Annotated in this window: 18 protein-coding genes and 1 pseudogene; 4 read left to right on the forward strand and 15 right to left on the reverse strand. The window is 66.4% G+C overall.

What is annotated here, in order from left to right; genetic code table 11:
* The 3 genes from CHC08_RS41955 to CHC08_RS41965 all read right to left on the reverse strand — a co-directional run.
* On the reverse strand, positions 1-775 hold a 775-nt coding region (locus CHC08_RS41955), incomplete at its 3' end, for a trypsin-like serine peptidase (RefSeq protein ID WP_420823611.1).
* Positions 776-1,237: 462 nt separating this feature from the next.
* Complete coding sequence (locus CHC08_RS41960) at positions 1,238-2,374, reverse strand: trypsin-like serine peptidase (RefSeq protein ID WP_089212968.1); 1,137 nt, start codon at positions 2,372-2,374, stop codon at positions 1,238-1,240.
* Positions 2,375-2,581: 207 nt separating this feature from the next.
* Positions 2,582-4,138: a trypsin-like serine peptidase gene (locus tag CHC08_RS41965; protein ID WP_245878901.1), complete on the reverse strand. Its 1,557-nt coding sequence runs from the start codon at positions 4,136-4,138 to the stop codon at positions 2,582-2,584.
* A 517-nt stretch (positions 4,139-4,655) separates the two neighbouring features.
* Between CHC08_RS41965 and CHC08_RS41970 the strand changes: the two genes are divergently transcribed.
* Complete coding sequence (locus CHC08_RS41970; RefSeq protein ID WP_179282523.1) at positions 4,656-5,120, forward strand: SSI family serine proteinase inhibitor; 465 nt, start codon at positions 4,656-4,658, stop codon at positions 5,118-5,120.
* A 90-nt stretch (positions 5,121-5,210) separates the two neighbouring features.
* On the opposite strand, the gene CHC08_RS41975 is transcribed toward CHC08_RS41970, so the two are convergent.
* Positions 5,211-6,326 (reverse strand): trypsin-like serine peptidase, encoded by a 1,116-nt coding sequence (locus CHC08_RS41975; RefSeq protein ID WP_089212971.1) that lies wholly within the window; start codon positions 6,324-6,326, stop codon positions 5,211-5,213.
* 439 nt (positions 6,327-6,765) lie between these two features.
* Between CHC08_RS41975 and CHC08_RS50185 the strand changes: the two genes are divergently transcribed.
* Positions 6,766-7,653 (forward strand): hypothetical protein, encoded by an 888-nt coding sequence (locus tag CHC08_RS50185; protein ID WP_089212972.1) that lies wholly within the window; start codon positions 6,766-6,768, stop codon positions 7,651-7,653.
* Positions 7,654-7,662: 9 nt separating this feature from the next.
* The gene (locus CHC08_RS41985; protein ID WP_089212973.1) at positions 7,663-8,622 is read left to right on the forward strand and encodes a zinc-binding dehydrogenase; all 960 of its coding nucleotides are present in this window, start codon (positions 7,663-7,665) and stop codon (positions 8,620-8,622) included.
* Positions 8,623-8,925: 303 nt separating this feature from the next.
* Here the strand turns inward: CHC08_RS41985 and CHC08_RS53170 are convergent.
* The 10 genes and pseudogenes from CHC08_RS53170 to CHC08_RS42035 form a co-directional block, all read right to left on the reverse strand.
* Positions 8,926-9,189, reverse strand: a pseudogene (locus CHC08_RS53170) (golvesin C-terminal-like domain-containing protein); the annotation flags it as partial.
* 18 nt (positions 9,190-9,207) lie between these two features.
* On the reverse strand, positions 9,208-9,870 hold the full coding sequence (locus CHC08_RS41995; protein WP_179282524.1) for a potassium channel family protein: 663 nt from the start codon (positions 9,868-9,870) through the stop codon (positions 9,208-9,210).
* Between the two features lie 209 nt (positions 9,871-10,079).
* Positions 10,080-10,844 (reverse strand): PadR family transcriptional regulator, encoded by a 765-nt coding sequence (locus CHC08_RS42000; protein ID WP_089212974.1) that lies wholly within the window; start codon positions 10,842-10,844, stop codon positions 10,080-10,082.
* The gene (locus CHC08_RS42005; RefSeq protein WP_089212975.1) at positions 10,841-11,626 is read right to left on the reverse strand and encodes a DUF4097 family beta strand repeat-containing protein; all 786 of its coding nucleotides are present in this window, start codon (positions 11,624-11,626) and stop codon (positions 10,841-10,843) included. Before CHC08_RS42005 ends, CHC08_RS42000 begins: the two co-directional genes overlap by 4 nt.
* Positions 11,627-11,843: 217 nt before the next feature.
* Positions 11,844-12,029, reverse strand: coding sequence for a DUF6104 family protein (locus CHC08_RS42010; RefSeq protein WP_089212976.1), 186 nt, complete (start codon positions 12,027-12,029; stop codon positions 11,844-11,846).
* 108 nt (positions 12,030-12,137) lie between these two features.
* Positions 12,138-15,803 carry a multifunctional oxoglutarate decarboxylase/oxoglutarate dehydrogenase thiamine pyrophosphate-binding subunit/dihydrolipoyllysine-residue succinyltransferase subunit gene (locus tag CHC08_RS42015; RefSeq protein ID WP_089212977.1) on the reverse strand — a complete coding sequence of 1,222 codons (3,666 nt, stop codon included), beginning with the start codon at positions 15,801-15,803 and terminating at the stop codon, positions 12,138-12,140.
* 170 nt (positions 15,804-15,973) lie between these two features.
* On the reverse strand, positions 15,974-16,639 hold the full coding sequence (locus CHC08_RS42020) for a B3/B4 domain-containing protein (RefSeq protein WP_089212978.1): 666 nt from the start codon (positions 16,637-16,639) through the stop codon (positions 15,974-15,976).
* A gap of 85 nt (positions 16,640-16,724) precedes the next feature.
* Complete coding sequence (locus tag CHC08_RS52650; protein WP_338055731.1) at positions 16,725-17,012, reverse strand: helix-turn-helix domain-containing protein; 288 nt, start codon at positions 17,010-17,012, stop codon at positions 16,725-16,727.
* Positions 17,012-17,377: a type II toxin-antitoxin system RelE/ParE family toxin gene (locus tag CHC08_RS42030; protein ID WP_245878904.1), complete on the reverse strand. Its 366-nt coding sequence runs from the start codon at positions 17,375-17,377 to the stop codon at positions 17,012-17,014. The genes CHC08_RS52650 and CHC08_RS42030 overlap by 1 nt, the downstream gene beginning before the upstream one ends.
* Before the next feature lie 104 nt (positions 17,378-17,481).
* Positions 17,482-18,024, reverse strand: a complete 543-nt coding sequence (locus CHC08_RS42035) for a hypothetical protein (RefSeq protein ID WP_143653588.1) — start codon at positions 18,022-18,024, stop codon at positions 17,482-17,484.
* A gap of 132 nt (positions 18,025-18,156) precedes the next feature.
* On the opposite strand from CHC08_RS42035, the gene CHC08_RS42040 reads away from it, so the two are divergent.
* Positions 18,157-18,402, forward strand: a complete 246-nt coding sequence (locus tag CHC08_RS42040; RefSeq protein ID WP_089212981.1) for a hypothetical protein — start codon at positions 18,157-18,159, stop codon at positions 18,400-18,402.
* Between the two features lie 42 nt (positions 18,403-18,444).
* Here the strand turns inward: CHC08_RS42040 and CHC08_RS42045 are convergent, their stop codons facing one another.
* Positions 18,445-20,982, reverse strand: coding sequence for a glycoside hydrolase family 9 protein (locus CHC08_RS42045; RefSeq protein ID WP_275937247.1), 2,538 nt, complete (start codon positions 20,980-20,982; stop codon positions 18,445-18,447).
* Positions 20,983-21,323: the final 341 nt, after the last annotated feature.

Genomic DNA, 21,323 nt, shown 5'->3' on the forward strand with positions numbered 1-21,323 from the left:
CGTCCTCGACCTTGCCGACGTAACCCTTCTGCGTCAGCTTGTCGTACTCCTCGAACGTGGCGACGGTCTCAGCCTTCTCAGACTTCTCACCGTTGTAGGCCTGGTAGTCGGCGTAGGAAACTTCCTTGCCGGCGCCACCAACCTGCACACCGTTGTAAACGGTCACGAACGCGTAGTCGCGGTCGCGGTCGTTGTACACGCTGAAGTCGTAGTGCACGTAGGCGGTCTTACCGACGTAGATGCCCCACGGGGTCTTGCCCTGGTAGTAGCCGGGCACGAAGACCCACTTGTCCATGACGCTGGCGTTGGCCTTGTCGTCGTAGACGCAGTGACCGGCGGTGGCGACCAGGTTGCGGTACTTGGACTGGATCGAGGTGGCCGAGCACCAGCGCTGCTTGCCGGCGGCGTCGAGGAAGAACACCTTGCCAATGGACTTGGGAAGGTTGACGTTCTTGACCACCGAGGTGGTGGCCTTCTCCTCGCCGATCGGGGCGACCACGCCGGGCTTGCCATCGGGGGTGTAACCGCCCGAGGAGCTCAGCTTCGAGGCCGCGACGGTCTCGGTGGTGTAAGCGGTCGCCTTGGCGAAGTTGTTCGTGGTGCCCTGCGCCTCGGTCCAGTAGGCCGCGGTCTCCGCAGCCGTGGGGGCGTCCTTGGCCATCGTGTCCGAGGCCCAGTCCGGGTTGGCGTTGGCGCTAGCGGTGCCGACCAGGCCGGCGGCCAGCAGACCGGTGGCGAGCAGTGCGCCACCGGCGGGGAGGAGGATGCGCTTCAAGGGAAAACTCCTTGGTCTGATGTGGAACGCTTCTTGCGTCCCATGCGTCAGTAAAGGGAATGCCAGAAACATACAGTGTCGATCTTGGGAACCGGAAGTCGGTTCGGCATGGGAAGAACCCATCTGAGGCGCCGAGATCTTTTCGTGATGTTTGAGTGACTCTGGAAGTCCTGCCGCGTTTGAGGCCCAGATGCCCTGTTTGCCCAGATGGGCGCGAGCCTGTTGCAAAAGTTACTGATGTTGCGTAGGCGATTTGGTACGTTAAGTGATGGTTCGACTGTGATGCAGATCACATGGACCTGATGGCACCGATTCGTCCGTGGCTACGTCTAATGCCCCCGCAGACGACCCGGAGCAGAGCCCGCAGACTCCCCCGAAACGACTGCGGGGCCCGGCGCGCGCCGGGCCCCGCAGGGGTGAGACAGAAGAGAATCCTCGTCTGGGGGAGGAGGTTCTTTGGGACTAACTCACTCGCTGGCTTGCCGCCCACCGGTAGACGATGAAGGTCGACATCTTGAAGTACGGCGAGGAGATCTGGTCGTAGATCCGATCGGTGTTGGTGTCCCAGGTGAAGCTGTTGACACCGTTGAGATACCCCACGGCATGCTTGGTGTCGTAGCCGATCAACCAGGGACCGCCGCTCGCGCCGGCGGTGAACCCGCATTTCAGCGCGATGCCCTCCTCGACCAGCCGGGTGGGGGCCTGCTGCCTGGTGGTGAGCCCGTCGCACGACTTCAGCTGCTGGCCGTCGTACGGCCTGCTGCCGTCGATATGGGGAGCCGCGGGATAACCGAAGGCCAGGGTGTACAGGCGGACACCGCGGTTGACCGCCAGGCCCTGCCCGCCGACGTTGTCCTCCAGGCTCCCGACGGTCTGCATCTCGTAAGTGCCGGCCGTCTTGCTCGGCTTCCATACGAACCCGTCGTGCACGGTGACAAACGCGTAGTCGTAGTCGTAGTCACCCCGGCCGACGAAGCTCTCGTGCAGGTTCAGAGAGTGGCCGACGTAGATCCCGTACGGAGTCTCCCCCTTGTTGTAGCCCGGGATGAAGATCCAGTAGCTGGCCGGCTTGCCCTGCTTGGCGTCGTAGGCACAGTGCGCGGCCGTGGCGACCAGGTCGTGGTTGACCGATGCCACCGATGAGGCGGAACACCAGAAGTCCTTGTCACCGATCCGGAAGAACACCTTGCCGACGGTCACCGGCGAGGTTCCGGTGGCCGGAGGTCTCTTTTTCGGGAGGGTGGGCTTGACGAGCTGGGAGGAGGTGCCGGAGCTCGTCGTGGCGGTTACCGCCGGGGAGGTGACGGCCCCGCTCGCACCGGTGGACGTGGGAGAGGCCGAGGAACTGGTAGCGCTGGACTTCATCTCGGGATTGGCCGGGACGTTGTTCATGACCTGCTTGAGCTTGGCCGGGTTCCAGTATTCGGCGACCCGCTTCATGTCGGCGCTGTTCTTCGTCAGGGTGATCGACGTGATGCCGTTGGGCACTCCGTTGTAGGGGGTGGCCGCGGCGCTCCCGGCGAACGCGGACGTCATGGTCACGCATGCGGCGAGCAGAGCGCCGAGTGCGGACGTGAGTCGCCGTACGCGGGGAGACAAGAGGACCGTTCCTTTCCGAAGCCCAGAGTGAAGCAAGGTGTTAATGGGTGATTTTTTCAGATCAACTTACTTTTGGGCAGTTCCCTTTGCCGATCCGCTCTCAGTCCGTTACCCGGCCAGTCTGTCTCCGGGTGCATAAGCGGCCCGTGAGGCCCGTGGAAGGGCCCGGCGGATGCCGGGCCCTTCCACGTTCAGAACGTCAGTGACCTAGGCCGGAAGCTTCCCGGTCCAGAGGTTGGCGGCGTACTTGTAGATGCCGTAGGTGTCACCGTTGAAGTACGGGGTGGTCACCCGGTCGTAGCGACCGTTCTTGTCGCTGTCGATCGTCAGGCTCACAACGCCGTTGAGGTAACCGGTCCGCTTGCTGCTCTTGTACTGGAGCAGGAAGGGGCCACCGCTGGCGCCCGGGGTGAAGGCGCACTTGATCGCCTGCTGCTCCTGGGCCTTGTACGCCGAGACGACGGGCGCGGCGGCGGTCGTGCCGTAGCACCACTTCTGCGTCTGTCCGGAGTACGGCTTGTCACCGTCCAGGTGGGGAGCGGTCGGGTAGCCGAAGGTGAAGACCTTCTTGCCCAGCTTCTGGTTCCAGCTGAAGCCCTGGCCACCGACGTTGTCGCCCAGGCGGCCGGCGTCGGCCACGGTCGAGATGTAGTGACGGAAGATCACGTACTTCACGGTCGCGGTCTTCTTGATGTACTTCACCACGTAGTAGTACGTGATGGTGTAGTTGCCCTTGGCGTCGACCTTCTTGTAGCCCGGGCCCTTGTACGCGTCGTACTCGGTCTTGGTGACGTTCTCGATGCGGCTCTCGACCTTGGATCCGGTCTTGGGCCACGAGGCCTGGGGAAGCGCGTTGCCCTTGAGGGTGACCTTGTCGTCTTTCAGGCCGTAGACCTCGCCGGTGACCTTCTCCCAGGTCCATTTGTCGGTCTCGGACGCGACTGCCAGGGCGCCGTTGTACTGCGGGCCCACCTCGTCTTCCGAGGAGACGTTGTCGACCTTGCCGAGGCCGCCCTTCTGGGTCCACTTGTCGTAGGTCTCGAAGTCGACGTTGGTGGAGGTCTCACGGCCTACGCCGCCCTTGTCGACATGTGCCTTGTAGGTCTTGTAGTCGACTTCCTTTTCGGGCTGCTGCTTGATGCCGTTGTAGACGTTGACGAAGGCGTAGTCGTAGTCGTAGTCCTCGTAGACCGTGAAGTCGTCGTGGGTGTTGACCTTGGCGCCGACGTAGATGCCCCAGGGCGCCTTGCCCTGGTAGTAGCCGGGGATGAACACGAAGTTGTTGAAGGGCTTGTTCGTGTCGGTGTCATAGACGCAGTGGCCGGCCGTGGCGACCAGGTTGCGGTACTTCGACTGCACGGAGCTGCCGGAGCACCAACGCTCCTTGCCCTTGTCGTCGATGAAGAAGACCTTGCCGACGGTGATGGGCAGGTTCAGGTTCTTGGAGACACCGGCGGTCTTGCCGCCCTCGCCGGTCGGGGCGACGACGCCCGGCTTGCCGTCGGCGGCCGCCCTGGCGGCGCCGGTCTTGGTGAGCTTGGCGGAGACGGTGGAGTCGGCGAGATAGGTCGTCGCGGACTTCAGCTTCGAGGCCGTCCAGTAGCCCGCGATGGCCTTCGCGTTACCGGAGGACGTGAGCGCCGTCGTCTTGGCGTCGGGGTCGGGCGCGGCCTGAGCCGCGCTGGAGAAGGATGCGCCGATCATGGAGGTGACCACGAGGGCCCCTCCGAGGGGGAGGACCAGGCGCTTGACTCGGGGGTTCAATTTAGCTCCTTGTACTTCATGGATCACTCGAGGGGTCATGGATCACTCGGGACGCAATCCACACATGAGTAAAGAGATAAGACGTGACCGTACTAGGCAAAGAAGGGTTAAAAAGCCACAAAACGGGCATGGGTTCGGACCGATATGATTTCGTTATCAAATGGGTGGAACCGGAGGTTCATGATCCGCGTCTGATCTAGCTGCGCTCGGCCGTACGCGGAGTCGCACGCCGTACATGAGCGTGACCTGCGAAAACGCCGGAGGCGGTTGTTGCCCGGGCGGGGCGGCCACGGGAGGCTGAACGGGCATCCAGCGTCACGCGTAATCGGGGGATCTCATGCGACGTCTTCTCTGTCTGGTCACCGCTGGGCTCTTCCTTCTCTCCGGTACGGCCGGCGCGGTCACGGAACCGCCGCCTGACGGCTTTGATCCGTCCTCGGAGAAACCGGTTCTGCCCCATCCGGATCGTCCCGCCGGGAACGGGGCGGTTTCGAGCGCTGTCGAACCTCCATCCACCGTGAAGACGCTCACGCTGACCATCGCGAAGGGAGAGAGGTCCGCGCCCGTGACGGGGCATGCCCTGCTTCGGTGCGATCCGCCGGGCGGCACGCACTCCGACCCGGAGTGGGCGTGTGAGGTGCTGGAGGAGGTGGGAGGTCATCCCGCCGACCTCGTCCCGCCGCGGGGGGTGATCTGTACGTTGCAGTACGACCCGGTCACCGTGAGCGCGACCGGTATCTGGAACGACGAGTTCATCCGATTCGAGCGGACCTTCGGTAACGCCTGCTCGCTGTGGGCCGAGACCGGCCCGGTCTTCGCCTTCTGGAACTCCTGGGGCTGGAGCCCCAAGGGCTCGTGGCGCCCGTGGCGTCCCCGGCACCGGGGTGACACGGGAGCGGCCGGAACCGCACAGACCGCCAAAACCACTACGGCCGCCGAAGCCACTGCAACCGCTGGAGCCGCCAAGCTGTCGAATCGATGAAGGCGAAGGGGTGAAGGGACCCGGTCCGAAGACCGGGCCCCTCGTCACTCCGGCCGGCCGAATGGCCTTACAACCGGCCGATCGAGCGGGTTACTTGGTCCAGCGGTTGGCAGCGGTCGTGTAGACCTTGTGGGTGTCGCCGTTGAAGTACGGCGAGGAGATCTTGTCGTACCGGTCGTTCTTGTCGGTGTCCCAGGCGATGCTGTTGACGCCGACCAGGTAGCCGGTCCGGGTGGAGTTCTTGTACTTGAGCAGCCAGGGGCCGCCGCTCGCGCCCGCGGTGAACGAGCACTTGAAGCCGATGTGCTCCTGGACGTTGTACTTCGGTGCGGCCGGCATGGCGCCGGTCGTGCCGTAGCACCACTTCATGGTGCGACCGGTGAAAGGCTTGTCCCCGTCGGGGTGCAGGCCGGCCGGGTAACCGAAGGAGAAGACCGTGCTCTTGACCTTCTGGTTCCAGGCGAAGCCCTGGCCGCCGACGTTGTCACCGAGCCGGCCGACGTTCTTGATGAGCGGCTTCCACTTGCCGTCGGCGCCCTTCTCCCAGTTCACCTTGAACCCGGAGCTGACGTTGACGAAGGCGTAGTCGAAGTCGTAGTCCTCCTTCACGACGAAGTCGTCGTGGGCGTTGAACCACTTGGCCGCGTAGATGCCGTAGGGGTTCTTGCCGTCCCACGCCTGGTCGCCGTCCCAGTAGGACGGGATGAAGATCCAGTTGTCGTAGAACTGGTTGGTCTTCACGTCGTACACGCAGTGCGCCGAGGTGGCGACCAGGTTGCGGTACTTGCCCTGGACGGAGCTGCCGGAGCAGTACTTCCAGCTCTTCGGGTCCGCGGGGTTGGACTTGGGCAGGGTGAAGAAGACCCGGCCGACGGTGTTGGGCAGGTTGACCTGCTTGCTCTTGAGGGTCTTGGTGCCCTCCCCGCCGATCGGCGGAACCGACCCGACGGGGCCGTCGGGGCCCGCGGCGGTGGAGGGCGAACCACCCTTGACGCTCAGGTCGATGTCGCCCGTCGCGTCGGTGGCCTTACGCATCCGCTCCGGTGACCAGAAGGAGGTCGCCTCCGTAGGCGTCTCCGAGGCCTGGGAACTGATGACGTCCTTGGGGGCAGCGCCGGCGTTGGCACTGGTGGTGGCGCCGATCATTCCGGCGATCATGAGAAGGCCGGTGAGGGGGATCGTGAGGCGCCGTGCTCGGGAATTCAAGGGAGCTCCTTTCGTTCTCGGCGTGAAGACGGGACATCTTCGTGCCGGGAAAACGATCGGAACGTTACTGAATGGATCAAGCGCTCGGCGATGAAATGACGTGAAAAAGTCTGAGATGGTTCCCTTCGATGCGATCCCGTTATTAAAATAGCAATTAGTTATAGTTTAACGAATGGGTATTCATGCAGGTCAATGCGGGTTTTTGACGCCTTATCGGGCACCTCGGACAACATCGGTACCATCGATTATCGCCGGTTTCTCAAGCAACTCGGGAAACTCCGGACTATTAACTCGAACTCTGTTCTGGTTGGATGCTTTCATGAGTGGAGATGCCCGCATCCCCTACCTCGGCGGTACGGCCCCGCAGTCGCTCCTCCGGACGGCAGCCTCCCGGATCGCTGCGGGGGAGCCGTACGTGATCAAAAAGGCAGCCTGAGACATGGCCGACGGCAGATACGACATCGCCGAGATGGAGGCCCCGAAGGGCCCTCGGCGCTGGATCGGGTTCGCGGTGCTGGCCGTGCTCGTGGCCGTTCCGGTGATCGTACTGCTGGCCGATCGGCGGTCCGATGAGCTGCCGGTGTCTCCCGATCCCGTATCCATCCCGGCGCGGGTCACCGTGGAGGAGGTCCCCAACGCCCTCTATCCGAAGCCGCGGCGCGAGGACGGCAGGGAGATCCTGGACGTGGTCTTCCCCGACGGTTCCAAGGCCGAGGTCGGCTATCCCGCCGAGCTGGGCCTGGCCAAGTTGGGAGTACGGCCTGCTCAGGGGGCCTGGCTGGACGGACACAAGGATCTGTACCGGCAGCTGACCGCGCCTCCGGGAGGGCCGGCCGGGGTCGCCATGGGAAAGCCGATGATCCGGAAACTGACCGGGAAGACCACGCTCTGGCACCCCATGAGTCCCGCCGAGGGAGAAGTGCTGCTGTTCTCCTACGGCCCCTGGTACATGGCGCTGCACGACGAGAGGGACGGCATGCCCTTCGAGCAGCGGCTGCTCTGGGCCAAGAACCTGCGCGGCAAGGTGACCAAGGGCGGCTATCTCGTGCTCAGTGCCAAGCCTCCGATCCTGCTGGCGCGGGCGGGCGAGGGCCTCGAGAGCGAGCGGGTGGGACCGCAACTCTGGTTCGGCGGGGCGAGGGAGGCGTTGCTGGTGCTCGCACCGGTGCCGGGCTGCGACGTCGAGTCGATCGAGCTCTCGGTCATCCAGCAGCGACGCCGTTTCTCCGCCGAGGCCTGCCAGGACGGGGTGTACGTGGCGATTTCAGGAGAGCGTGGGTTCGTCGAACGGGCGATCAACGGCATCGTGATCAAGCAGGTGGCGTAGGGTGCGGCCATGTTCGCTGTAACCGCCACCCAGATCGATCCCGACAATCCCCTTGCCGGACTCACGCTCGGTGAACGCCCCGAGCCGAAGGTTCCCGAAGGCTGGACCACCGTCACGGTGAAGGCCGCCTCGCTCAACCACCACGACCTGTTCACGCTCAAGGGCGTGGGCATCCGCCAGGACCAGTTGCCGATGGTGCTCGGCGGTGACGCCGCCGGACTCGACGAGGACGGCAACGAGGTCATCGTGCACTCGGTGATCGGCAGCGGCGCCGACGAGACGCTCGACCCGAAGCGATCCCTGCTGTCGGAGAAGTACGACGGCACCTTCGCGGAGCGGGTGGCCGTTCCCCGGCGCAACCTGGTGCCCAAGCCCGCCGCGCTGAGTTTCGAGGAAGCTGCCTGCCTGCCGATCGCATGGCTGACCGCCTACCGGATGCTGTTCGAGAAGGCCGAGCTGGAGCCGGGCTCGACCGTGCTGGTCCAGGGTGCCGGCGGCGGCGTGGCCACGGCGCTGATCACGTTGGGCAGGGCGGGTGGTTACCGGGTCTGGGTGACCAGCCGCTCGGAGGAGAAGCGAGCCCGGGCACTGGAGCTCGGCGCCGACCAGGCTTTTGAGAGCGGTGCCCGGCTGCCCGAGAGGGTGGACGCGGTGATGGAAACCGTCGGCGAGGCCACCTGGGCCCATTCGCTGAAGGCGCTGCGTCCCGGCGGCCGGATCGTGATCTGCGGCGCGACCAGCGGCGCGGTTCCCCCGGCCGACCTCAACCGGGTCTTCTTCCTGCAGTTGTCGGTGGTCGGTTCGACCATGGGCACCCGTGACCAGCTGGGCAGACTCGCCCGCTTCCTGGAGCAGACCGGAGCCCGCCCGCTGATCGACCGGACACTCCCGCTGGCCGAGGCCCGCGAGGGGTTCGCCGCCATGCACGAGGGCAACCTGTTCGGAAAGATCGTTTTCACCCTGCCCTGACGGTTCGCTCCAGGGCGATCTCCGCGCGGGCGCGACTCGTGCGTTTCGAGGGATCGGCCGGAGATTCGCTCCAGGGCGATCTCTGTGGGAGCACGGCTCGCGCTTTTCCGGAGGCCGATCGGAGATCCGCTCCAGCGTGATTCCTACGGAGTACGCGATCGCGTCTCCCGGGAGGTTCGCTCCAGGGCGATCTCTGTGGGACGCGGCTTGTGGGTTTTGGGAGATCGGCCGGAGATTCGCTCCAGCGTGATCTCCCGGGGAGTACGGCTCGCGCCTTCGCGCGAGGCGCGAGCCGTACTCGTCTCAGGGCCGCGTGATCCGGACGGCGTCGGCGACGACGTAGCCGACGCCGGAGGTCCACCGGCTCACACCGACGACGTTGTAGTCACCGGCGTTGAGGGAGAAGGTGCCGAGGCTGCGCCAACCGCCGCCGCCGGAGCGCTGGTCGACGTACACCGTCTGGTTACCGCCGGAAGTGGCGACGATGTAGGGCGCGGAGCTGCTGTAACCGGGGTCGGCCGGATACCAGACGTCGACGCGGTAGCTGCCCGCGGTGGGAATGGTCGCCCGGAACCAGGCCGGAGGTCAGGGAAGTTCGGCGAAGCGTTCCACCTGTTTGATCTTCCCCGCGATGACGATGATGTCGTCGTAGCTCAGGACCGTGCCCGCGCCGGCGTAGGTGAACTCCTCGTCCTTGCCCTTGACGCAGACGACGGTCACCCCGTATTTACGGCGCAGGTTGGACTCTCCCAGCGGGACGCCGATGTACTCGCGCGGCGGGCGGGTCTTGACCAGCGCGTAGTTCTCGTCGACTTCCATGTAGTCGAACATGCGCCCGTTGAGCAGGTGCGCCAGCCGTTCGCCCATGTCGTGCTCGGGCAAAAGCACGTGGTGGGCGCCCACGCGCTGCAGGATGCGGGCGTGCTCGTGGTTGACGGCCCTGGCCCAGATGTCGTCGATCTCCAGCTCGGCCAGCAGGGAGGTGGTCAGGATGCTGGCTTCGAGCTCGGTGCCGATGGCCACCACGGCCCGGTAGAAGTCCGGCACCCCGAGCTGGCGCAGCGCTTCGAGATCGGTGGAGTCGGCGGCGACGACATGGGTGAGCTGGCCCGACAGGCTCTGTACGAGCTTGGGCCGGCTGTCGATGGCCAGTACTTCGGTCCCCCTGCGGGTGAGCTCCAGCGCCAGGGAACTGCCGAACCGGCCGAGCCCGATCACCACCACGGGATCGTTTCTGCTGTCAGCCAACAATGATCCTCTCCATGCCGTGGCACACCTTAACAACCCTGTTGACGGATCGCTATGCCACTCATAGGCGAGGATGTACTGACTTCCGCGGCGGCCGGCCACTTTGATGCGGGCTCGCCACGATACGAGAAGGCCGGCCTGTCAGGGGGGACCGGCTTCGAGGCCGGGCGGTTCCATGACGGCCCGGCCTTCGGCCGTACGAGAAAGGATTATCGGAGCGTGTCGCGGATACGGCGGGCGGCGTCGTAGAGCGCGTCCTGCGCGGTGGCCAGGGTCTCCTCGCTCACCTGCGCGTTCGCCGCGTCTCCGCGAACCTCCTCGACGAAGTCGGCCAGCATCTGTCCGAGCCGGGCGTCATTGGCACGTGACCCCTCTCCGGTGAAGGTGCCGGCCCAGATGCGCTTCCAGTCGTGCTTCCACTCGTTGGTCTGACGCTGCCACTCACGCTTCTGGCGTTGCCATTCGGTCTTCTGACGCTGCCACTCGGCCTTCTGCTCACGCCAGGACTCGCGCTCGTTCTGCTTGGTCTGCCTCTGGTCCTGCCGGTCCTGTTGCCCGCTGTGCTGCTGGTCCTGTTTGGCGCCCTGGCGCACGTCGCGCGCCATCTGGGTGAGCTCCTCGCGCAGCGACTTGACCGTGTCGCGCACGTCCTCCTTGACCTCGCGGGCGATGTCGCGGACGGAGTCGGAGATCTCCTGCTCCAGATCGGCGAGCTCGTCGAGCCGCGCGTTCAGCTCGGCGCGGCCCTGGTCGCTGATGGTGAAGATTTTCTTGCCGTCCACGAGCTCATGGGTGACCAGTCCCTCCTCCTCCAGGCGGGCCAGACGCGGATAGATCGTGCCGGGCGAGGGGGAGTAGACGCCGAGGAACCGGTCCTGGAGCAACCGGATCACCTCGTAGCCGTGGCGAGGGCTCTCCTCCAGCAGCTTGAGAAGGTAGAGCCGCAACCGTCCGTGGCCGAAGACCGGACTCATACCTGCTCTCCCTTCAACAGGGTGACGTCGGCGCTTATGGTGCTCACGGTCACGGAGGCCATGCCGCCACCGATCCGGCCGGTCAGCGTCTTCCCGCCCTGGGCGAGCTTGGGGAAGGCGGTACTGATCTTTCCGGAGTTGGAGCGGATCGTGACGTCGGTGTCGACCTCGTGCGGAAGCCGGAGCACGATGTCGCCCGAGGCGCTGTTCAGCGTCACGTGACCGGTCGGCGGGAGCTCCAGGTCGGCGGTGATCCGGCCGGAGACGGTGGTGGCACGCAAGCGGCGGGGCGTGCCCTGCGCCACGGTCAACTCGCCGGAAATGCTCTTGAAGGACAGGTCGCCGACCAGATTGCGGCTCTCCATGGTGCCGGAGACGGTGTCGGCGTGGATCTCGCCGCTCACCCCGTCGAGCACGATCTCACCGGAGACGCTCTTGACCGAGGTGCGGCCCTCGAAACCGGCGACGACGGCGGAGGCGGAGACCACTCCCACGTTGATCGGGCACTCCTTCGGCACGGTCAACGTCAGCGTCGCCTCCCGCTTCCCGGGACGCAGCCAGCCCAGCACTCCGTCCCAGGTCAGGTCCTTGTAGGTGACGGTGAGTGTCCCGTCATCCTCATGGGTGACGATCAGCGGTGGGTTGCCGACCTCGGTGACCTCAAGGGTGGGAGGGCCGTCGCTGGCCAGCACCGCCAGCCTGCCCGCCACGATTCGTACGTTGAGCTTGCTCACGGACTCGAAGGTGAGCTGCTCCGGCTTCTCGATGATCCATTGCCGCATATTCGTGACCTCCTTATATCGGACACGATATGTCGCGTCATGCGAGAGGTCAAGATATATCGTGTTTTGCTTTCCTGGACGGTTGTCCTGCCGGCCTCGACCGCCGGTTCGAGCCATCGGTGCGCGCTACCGGTCCGAGCCGCCGACGTGGACTTCCGGTCCGGGTCGGCGGTGTGGACCGCCGGCTCGGGCTGCCGGCCCGGGTTCGTGGCTCCGGTTACTCGTCCTCGTCCTCGTCTTCGTCAAGCCGGGCCAGCCACGTGGCCAGCCGCTCCACCGGGGTCTCGAACTCGGGGTTCAGGTCGACGAACTCGCGTAGCCGTTCGGCCAGCCAGACGATGTTGACCGTTTCCTCTCCGCGGCGCTCGACGAGCTCCTCGATACCCCGATCGGTGAAGTACATCGTTCTCCTCGTGGTGGCGTCTGCCGTCACCTGTCATAACGGGGAAGTCCCCCGCAGGGATCCCTGCGGGGGACTTCGGGATGATGCCTGCTTCGCTGTCTCCGACCCCTAGCCGAAGATCTCGCCCAGTATCTGCTGCAGCTCCGCATCGTGCGTGGAGTGCGAGCCCGAAGCGGGGGAGGAGTTCGCCTTGCGGGAGACCCGCTTGATCGAACGCCCTCCGAACGCATTGGGGTTCTCGGCCAGCCTCAGCGTCAGGAACGGCCACGGGCCCATGTTGATCGGCTCGTCCTGCGCCCACACCAGCTCGATGTCACCGGCGTAGCGGTCCAGCTCGGCGAGGAGCGGGTTCGTCGGGAACGGGTAGAGCCGCTCCAGACGGACGACCGCCACGTCGTTGCGGCCCTGCTTGTCACGGGCCGCGGCGATGTCGTAGTAGACCTTGCCGGAGCAGAGCACGACCTTGCGGACGCCGCTCGGATCCACCGTGGTGTCGCCCAGCACCGGCCGGAACGACCCCGAGGTGAACTCGCTGACCGCCGAGACCGCCGCCTTGTGCCGCAGCAGCGACTTGGGCGTGAAGACCACCAGCGGACGGTGCCGCTGGGACTTCGTCTGCCAGCGCAGCAGGTGGAAGTAGTTCGCCGGGAGCGTCGGCTGGGCCACGGTCATGTTGTCCTGGGCGCACATCTGCAGGAAACGCTCGATGCGTGCCGAGGAGTGGTCCGGGCCCTGGCCCTCGTGGCCGTGCGGCAGCAGAAGCGTGACCGAGGAGCGCTGGCCCCACTTCTGCTCACCCGAGGTGATGTACTCGTCGATGATCGACTGGGCGCCGTTGACGAAGTCGCCGAACTGCGCCTCCCAGGCGACCAGCGCGTCGGGACGCTCCACGCTGTAGCCGTACTCGAAGCCGAGCGCGGCGTACTCGCTCAGCAGGGAGTCGTAGATGTAGAACTTCGTGGTGCCCTCGTTGAAGGCCTTGAGCGGGGTGTGCTCCTCGCCCGTCACCCGGTCCACCAGCACCGCGTGGCGCTGGGTGAACGTGCCTCGCCGGGTGTCCTGGCCGACCACGCGGACGGGGTGACCGTCGATCAGCAGCGAACCGAAGGCCAGGGTCTCGCCCATGCCCCAGTCGATGTGATCCTCGGAGACCATCTGGCCACGGCGTTGCAGCACCGGCAGCAGACGCGGGTGGACCGTGAAGCCCTCCGGCATGTTGAGCTGGGTCTCCACGATCCGCTTGACGGTCTCCTCGGAGATGCCCGTCGGGTGGTCCTCGTGCGACCAGGGAACGTTCTCCCGGTCGATCGGGCGAGCGAACTCGCCGGTGGGCTCCTTGACCGCCGCGCGGGTCTCGGCGAAGGCGTTCTCCAGCTTGGCCTGGTAGTCGCGGAGCGCGCCCTCGGCCTCCTCCACCGTGATGTCGCCCCGGCCGATCAGCGCCTCGGTGTAGAGCTTGCGGGTGGAGCGCTTGGCGTCGATCAGGTCGTACATCAGCGGCTGGGTGAAGCCCGGGTTGTCGGCCTCGTTGTGGCCCCGGCGCCGGTAGCAGATCAGGTCGATCACAACGTCCTTGCGGAACGCCTGGCGGTATTCGAACGCGAGGCGCCCGACCCGGACCACGGCCTCGGGGTCGTCCCCGTTGACGTGGAAGATCGGGGCCTGGATCATCCGGGCCACGTCGGTGGCGTACACGCTGGACCGGGAGCTCGCCGGGCTCGTCGTGAAGCCGACCTGGTTGTTGACCACGATGTGGACGGTGCCGCCGGTGCGGTAGCCGCGCAGCTGCGAGAGGTTCAGGGTCTCGGCCACGACGCCCTGGCCCGCGAAGGCCGCGTCGCCGTGCACGAGCACGGGCAGGACGGTGAAGCCCTCCTCGCCGCGCTCCAGCAGGTCCTGCTTGGCGCGGACCACGCCCTCCAGGACCGGGTCGACCGTCTCCAGGTGCGAGGGGTTGGCCACGACCGAGGTCTTGAGCTTGGAGCCGTCGGGAGAGACGAAGTCGCCGGACGAGCCCAGGTGGTACTTCACGTCGCCCGAACCGTGGGCGCTGCGCGGGTCGAGGTTGCCCTCGAACTCGCCGAAGATCTGGCCGTAGGACTTGCCCACGATGTTGGCCAGCACGTTGAGGCGGCCACGGTGGGCCATGCCGACCACGGCCTCGTCGAGATCCTCCTCCGCGGCGGCGCTGAGCACCGAGTCGAGCAGCGGGATCAGGGACTCGCCGCCCTCCAGGGAGAAGCGCTTCTGGCCGACGAACTTGGTCTGCAGGAACGTCTCGAACGCCTCGGCGGTGTTGAGCCGCTCCAGGACCCGCAGCTGCTCCTCGCGGTCGGGCTTGGCGTGCGGACGCTCCACCCGCGCCTGGATCCAGGCGCGCTCCTCGGGGTTCTGCATGTGCATGTACTCGACGCCGATGGTGCGGCAGTAGGAGTCACGCAGCACGCCGAGGATCTCGCGCAGCTTCATCAGGGGCCGGCCGCCGAAGCCGCCGGTGGCGAACTCGCGCTCGAGGTCCCACAGCGTCAGCCCGTGCGATTTGATGTCGAGGTCGGGGTGCTTGCGCTGCTTGTACTCGAGCGGGTCGGTGTCGGCCATCAGGTGACCGCGGACCCGGAAGGCGTGGATCAGCTCGATGACCCTGGCCGACTTGGCCACGTCGTCGTCGTGCGTGGCGGAGATGTCCTGGACCCAGCGGATCGGCTCGTAGGGGATCCGGAGGTCTTCGAAGATCTCGTCGTAGAAGCCGTCCTCGCCCAGCAGGAGCCGGTGGACCTGCCGCAGGAAGTCGCCGGACTGGGCGCCCTGGATGATCCGGTGGTCGTACGTGCTGGTGATCGTCATGACCTTGCTCACCGCGAGGCGCGAGAGCGTCTCGGGGGAGGCACCCTGGTACTCGGCGGGATACTCCATCGCGCCGACGCCGATGATCGTGCCCTGTCCCGGCATCAGGCGCGGCACGGAGTGAACGGTGCCGATCGTGCCCGGGTTGGTCAGGGAGATCGTGGTGCCGGCGAAGTCGTCGACCCCGAGCTTGCCCGACCTGGCCTTGCGCACGACGTCTTCGTACGCGACCCAGAACTGGCGGAAGTCCATGTCCTCGGTCGCCTTGATCGACGGCACGAGGAGCTGGCGGGTGCCGTCGCTCTTCGCGATGTCGATGGCCAGGCCCAGGTTGACGTGCTCCGGCTTCACCAGGACAGGCTTGCCGTCGACCTCGGCGTAGGCGTGGTTCATCTCCGGGAGGAGATGGAGGGCCCTGATCACCGCATAGCCGATCAGGTGCGTGAACGACACCTTGCCACCGCGACCACGCGACAGGTGGTTATTGATCACGATGCGGTTGTCGACGAGCAGCTTCGCCGGGACCGCGCGCACGCTGGTCGCCGTCGGAACCTCGAGGCTGGCCTCCATGTTGGCCGCCGTTCGGGCGGCCGCCCCACGGAGTCGGACTTCCTCGGCGCCGGCGGGCAACTTCGTCTCCTGCTTGGGTTGGGCCGCGGGGGCGGCCTTGGCCCTCGGCGCGGGGGTCGGCTGTGCGGCAGGCGGGGTCGCCGGAGTCGCAGCGGGTGGGCTAGCGGGCGCGGCTGTGGCCGCTCCCTGGGGTGCGGCTCTGCCGGACCCGGAATCAGGGGTGTAGTCAGCAAAGAAGTTCCACCAGGCGCGGTCCACAGACTCGGGATCCTGGAGGTACTTCTGATACAGCTCGTCGACAAGCCATTCGTTTTGACCAAAGGCTGCCAGCGGGTTTGTCCGCGACGACTCAGACGACACGGCGGAAATCGCCTCTTCCGCAGATCGGCGTTGATGAAAGAGAACCTGTCCAAGGCTACTCGCCTCGGCCGGAACCTGCGCCAGTCTGAAGCACAGCTTCCGCGTCGATCCTCTCAGCACAGTCTAAAACGGTCACTCCTTGCAGATCTGTTACGCCACTCCGGTCCTGGTCAACCGTCTCCGACGAGACGGGACTCGACGCGGACTTCCGGAGTGATCTCCTCCAGCATCTTGACGAGTTCTTTTCCCGCCGCGTCCAGCTCCTCCAAGGACATGGGCGCGAGCCGTTCCAGTAGGAACAACGCGTCCGTGGTCTCCTCGGTGATGCGGGTCCTGACGCACTGCCGCCAGTTCCAGCGGCGGCAGGTGACCCCGCTGTCGTCCCGCCAGACCACCTCGCCGATCTCCGGATGGTCGATCGCCGGCTCGCCCTTCTCGACGACCTCGAACGACTCGTCCCCACTCGCACGGATCAGCCTGGCCGTGCCCTCGTAGTGGCCCAGGTCCTCCCCGCCGATGGGCAGGCCGTGCCTGACGCTGATCGCGTTGTAGGCGTCCACCACCAGGTTGATCTCCGGCAGCGGCATACGCCTGACCAGCGCGTCCACCGACGGCCTGGTCCGCTGCGGCTTCGCGCCGAACGCCCGGTAGGCGTCTCTCCACGCCTCGACCTTCGGGTCGTCGACCGCCACGGCCTTCTCCGCCGCCTCCGCCAGCCAACTCCGCGACCTGTCGTCGGTCGCCCCGTTGCGCAGGCCGTACACCCCCATCACCAGCACCGCGAAGTCCGGCCTGAGCGCGCTGACCGCGGGGTCCACCCATATGTCTTCGATCACGCCCCCAGCTTAGGTCGCGCGAGTCTCCCTACCTGCGACTGCGACGGAGCCGGCTCTCCGGATACATGCCCGGTTCGCGATCGTGTCAGGCGGCCGCGTGAGGTGTGAACGTGACGTTCAGCTCGGCTTCCAGCGCTCTGGCCAGGCGTCGCAGCAGCGTCAGAGTGGGAGTGACCCCTCCGGTTTCCAGGCGAGATATCTGAGGTTGCGTCATGCCGGCCCGCTCCGCCAACTCCGCCTGCGAGAGACTGAGTTCCATACGGCGGTTGTATACCCGCTGTCCCAGAAGCAGCGCCTCGCGAGCTTCCTCATAGGCATCGGCACGACGCTCAGCGCCTGTCCGCTCCCATTTGGCATGTGTCACGGTGGTCACTAGTCCTTCCAAACGCGGTCGTAGATCTCCGAGGCGACGGTATGACGGATCTCACACTCCACCTGTGCCCGCCGGGCTCGCTCGACCTGGCCGATTTCCTTGCGGCGTGTCTTGAAGAAGACCGTGAGGAGAATCACCCGCCTGCCAGGAGCGAGCCAGTAGGTGATCCTTACCTGGCGCCGTGTGAGCGCAAGACGTAACTCTCGTAGCCTGCCTCCAAGGTGCTTGGAATACGGCTCGTCGAGTGTCTCTGCCTGTTCGGCGAGGAGGTCGGCCAGGGCTTCAACCTTTACGTAGTCGCGCTCGGACAGCGACTCGAGCCAAGACTGGATCTCGGGCTCGATCTCGATGACATATAGCCTCACGATCCGTGAAGCTATATGCATTCGATTATATAATCAGTGGTACGTCAAAACCAGTGAGACTGAAGCGAGAGATGGGCGGATTTGTCGCGGCGCTATGACGGATCTCACACTCGCTCCGTGTCCGGCGGGCTCTCCTGCCTTGCGATGGTCGGCCCCATCGGGCCAGAGACTGATTGTGCGTGGACCGTCGGGAATTCGGCCGTGTGACCGCCGGCAATAGGTGCGGGCGGGAAGGGGGCGACTTCGCCCTCGAGGGCGTGCCGGACACCCGGGCCGCATCTTTCGGGCAGGTCGAACAGCCAGGTGGCACCGGATCTCAGGAGCCCCTGGCGAAGCGTCAGGCACAGCCACACCAGGAGTGCGGTCATCGGGAGCGGTTCGGCGACCGTGAGCGGCAGCCGTAGCCTGCCGTCCATGCCGGTGGACAGGGCCGGCAGGAGCGCCTGGTGCAGTAGTGCGAGCAGGGGCATGTGGATGATGTAGACGGGCAGGGTGTTGCGTCCGAGTCTCGCCAGCGCGTCGCCCAGGGGCGCCCATCGGCTGATCTGGGCGGCGGCGTGATCGCCTCCGGGACGGGCACGCCCGGTGGGCGGGCAGGACGACGCATGGAGGCACCTCCGGGGGCTCGGTACGCCGCAATGGCGCACGTCAGCCACCCTGTGCCGAGCAGATGTCCGTATTGCCGAGACTGCGTATCCGCAGACGCTCAGCCATGTATCGGCCGCGTACCGAGCGGGATTCGCCATGCCCGCCGCTCCGATCGGCGTAGCGTGATCGGTATGACGCCCATCGTTGACCCCGCCGCCGACGCAGGACCGGACGACGTCGACCCGGTCGCCGCGGTCATCCTCGTCTGCACCGAGTACGCCGCCCACATGAGTCTCCTGGCCGACCGGCTGACGGGGCTCGAACTGACCCGTGAGGAGTGCGAACAGGTACTGGCCGCCGTCGGCTACGCCACGACCGCCTCCACCCGGCTCGTCAAAGCCGTCACACCCCGCCTGGACCCCGCAGAAGGGGCCTGATCGCCCGGGGCGGCCGCCGAGGAGGGCGGCCGCCCCGAGAGGTCAGCGGCAGAGGGTTCCGTTGAGGAGGAACCGTTCCGGCCTGAGGTTGGGGCCGGGGGCCTCGGCGCCGAGGAAGCCGAAGGTGATCGAGTCACCGGGTTTGATGGTCTTGTTCCAGCCGAGGTTCTTGGCGGTCACGGTCGCGCCGCTCTGGGACAGGTCGGCGCTCCAGTGACTCCGGACCTCCTGCCCGCCGGAGAAGGACCACTTCAGGGCCCAGCCGTTGATCGCCTTCTTGCCGGTGTTGACGACGGTGACCTGGGTGTTGAATCCGCCCGGCCACTGGTCGTGGAGGGTGTAGGTCACCGTGCAGACGCCCGCGGGGGCGGGTGTGGCGAGGAAGGACGAGATCCAGGCCAGCGGGGAGTTCCAGTTGATGGTCAGCTCGTTGGTGGACCACGACTCGATGTCGTCGATGTAGCAGAACTGGGGCGCGCAACCGCGGAGCTTGGCCTGGGCCACCGGATCCTGGATGCTCGAGTTCGGCCCGCCGGACAGGGTGCCGCGCGGCGGGTTGGGCAGGGCGGCGTCGAGTTGGTGGGCGTACCAGCGACTGTGCTGGTTCTTGGAGGCGACCTCGCCGTAACCGGTCACGTAGGACTGGTTGAGGGCGTTGCGGCCGAAGAGGTAGTCCATCCCCTCCAACACCCCGTCGCGGTATTTCGCCTCGCCGCCGATGTCGTGCGCGACGGCCATCACGACCATGTTGTTCAGCACCAGGTTGTTGGAGCCCCAGTCGAAGTCCGGCGGGTTGTACGGCAGGCCGTACGGGTGCGCCTTCTGGACGGCGAGATACTTGTCGGCGCCCTCCAGCACCGACCGTCGCACCCGCGCCCGGTCCGGAAGGGCGTTGGGCACGCTCGCCAGCTGCAGGCGGCCGAGCTGGGCGGTGTTGCCCCAGTCGAATCCGCGGTCGCGCCAGATGTCCCCGGTGTGGTGCGGGGAGGCGAGCACGTAGTCCCTGAACTCCTTCTCGCCGGTCGAGATGTAGAGCTCGGCGGCCGCCCAGTAGAACTCGTCGGTCACGTCGTTGTCGTTGTACGCGCCGCCGCCCACCCCGTCGGCGGGGTCGGCGTACCGGGCCGGGTCGGCCTTCGCCGCGGCCCAGGCCTTCCGGGCCGCCGCCAGGTTCCGCGCGGCGAACGCGGCGTCGTACGGCGCGAACAGCCGGGACGCCTGGGCCGCGGTGGCGGCCAGGTTGAGGGTGGCGGCGGTGGAGACCGGGTGCAGCTCGCGCCTCTGCGGGTCGAGGTGGGGCAGGAGCGGCAGTCCGGTCCACGCGGCGTCGTGGATCTTGTGGTGGGCCATCCCCGCGTGCGGCCTGCCGTCGGGGACCTGCATGCTGAGCAGGAACTCCTGCTCCCAGCGGGCCTCGTCCAGGATGTCGGGCACCCCGTTGCCGCTCTCCGGGATGTTCAGGTCCCCGTCCTTGTGGGTCCCGTCGGTCTTCGAGCGCTCGAAGGCGGACATCAGCTGGTGGACGGAGATGCCGCCGTTGACGACGTACTTGCCGTGGTCGCCCGCGTCGTACCAGCCGCCCTTCACGTTGAGCGTGTAGTCGCAGACGCCGGGCTGGCACGGCACCGCGACGTCCCCCTGGTTGGGGGCGGTCCCCACGTGCCCGGCGGGCCTGCCGTACCCCGGGCGCAGGGCGTCGAGGATCGGGGTCCCGCTGCGCTGCGTGTAGTAGAACTTCAGCGCGTCGGCCCTGAGCTCCTCGTAGAGGTTCGCGCCGATGTCGAACGGGCGGCTGGTCTCGCCGTCGGCCTCCAGCGTGTAGCCGGTGCCGGGGGTCGTGACCGCGCCGAAGTCGATCGAGTGCACGTTCTGGCGCGAGCTCGGGTCCACTCCCCGCGGGACGGTGTCGCCGTGGGCGACGGTCGCGCCCCCACGCCTCAGCGTCCAGCCCACCGGCTCGGTCTCCTCGGTGACCACGGTGGCGTTCTTCGGCCCCGAGGGCAGGTAGCCGACCATGTTCACCCGGACGCGCGGCCCGGTGTCGGGCTGGTAGACGTCGGGTTCGGCCCCGCCCTTGAGGGAGACGTTGTCCACGCAGAACCTCCAGGGGGTGGCGCTGCCCCCGAGCTGGAACGCCACCTGCCCGTTCGGCAGGTCGACCGGCGAGGTGAACGTGTAGGCGTAGTCGTTGCCGGACACGCTCAGCTCGGGGTTGGCCGACAGGTACTGGGTGTAGGGGTCGACCGGGAGCTGGATGAGGGCCTTGGCGACGCGGCCGGGGGTCGCGATGCCGAAGAAGGAGTATTCGTACGTCTCGTCCTTGACCAGTGCGACGTTGTCCTGGCCGACGATGACGTCCCACGGGTTGACGGTGCCGCCGGGGACGTCGGCGCAGAGCCGGCCGCCGTCGACCTCGAGCGCGGTGTTGCCGGTGCTCCACCACGGAGCCGTACCGGTGTCGAAGGTGCCGTTGACGATCTGTTCCGGGCCGTCGGCGGCGGCGGGTAGTGGTGTCAGTGGGGTCAGGGTCACCAGGGCGGCGGCCAGGGTGAGGACGAGCCAGGCAGGTGGTCTGATCACGGGGGGTCCTTTGAGCGAAGGGTGCGTCCGCATGTGGGAGCGCTCCCACGCCGAGATCCCACACCGAGATGCGCCGATGTTTCCAGCGGGTTTCCCCAGCGTCAATGAGCCGCCCCCGGCGGTTGACCACTGACCGGGCGAATGACCGATTTGCCCGATGAAACTTTCAAGCGATCAACCCGGTGCCCCCCTCGATGATCGCTTGGTCTTCTGGGTGAGCCGGGTGCCCGGCTTGGATCGGGAGGCATCTCTTTCTCGCCCGCCCCATCGGGCGAGACCGGAGGAGTGCCGCTGCGCGAAGGGCCGGCACTTTCGGGAACGCCGGATACGCCAAAGATTCC

Source organism: Streptosporangium subroseum (assembly GCF_900188345.1).
Lineage (GTDB): Bacteria > Actinomycetota > Actinomycetes > Streptosporangiales > Streptosporangiaceae > Streptosporangium > Streptosporangium subroseum.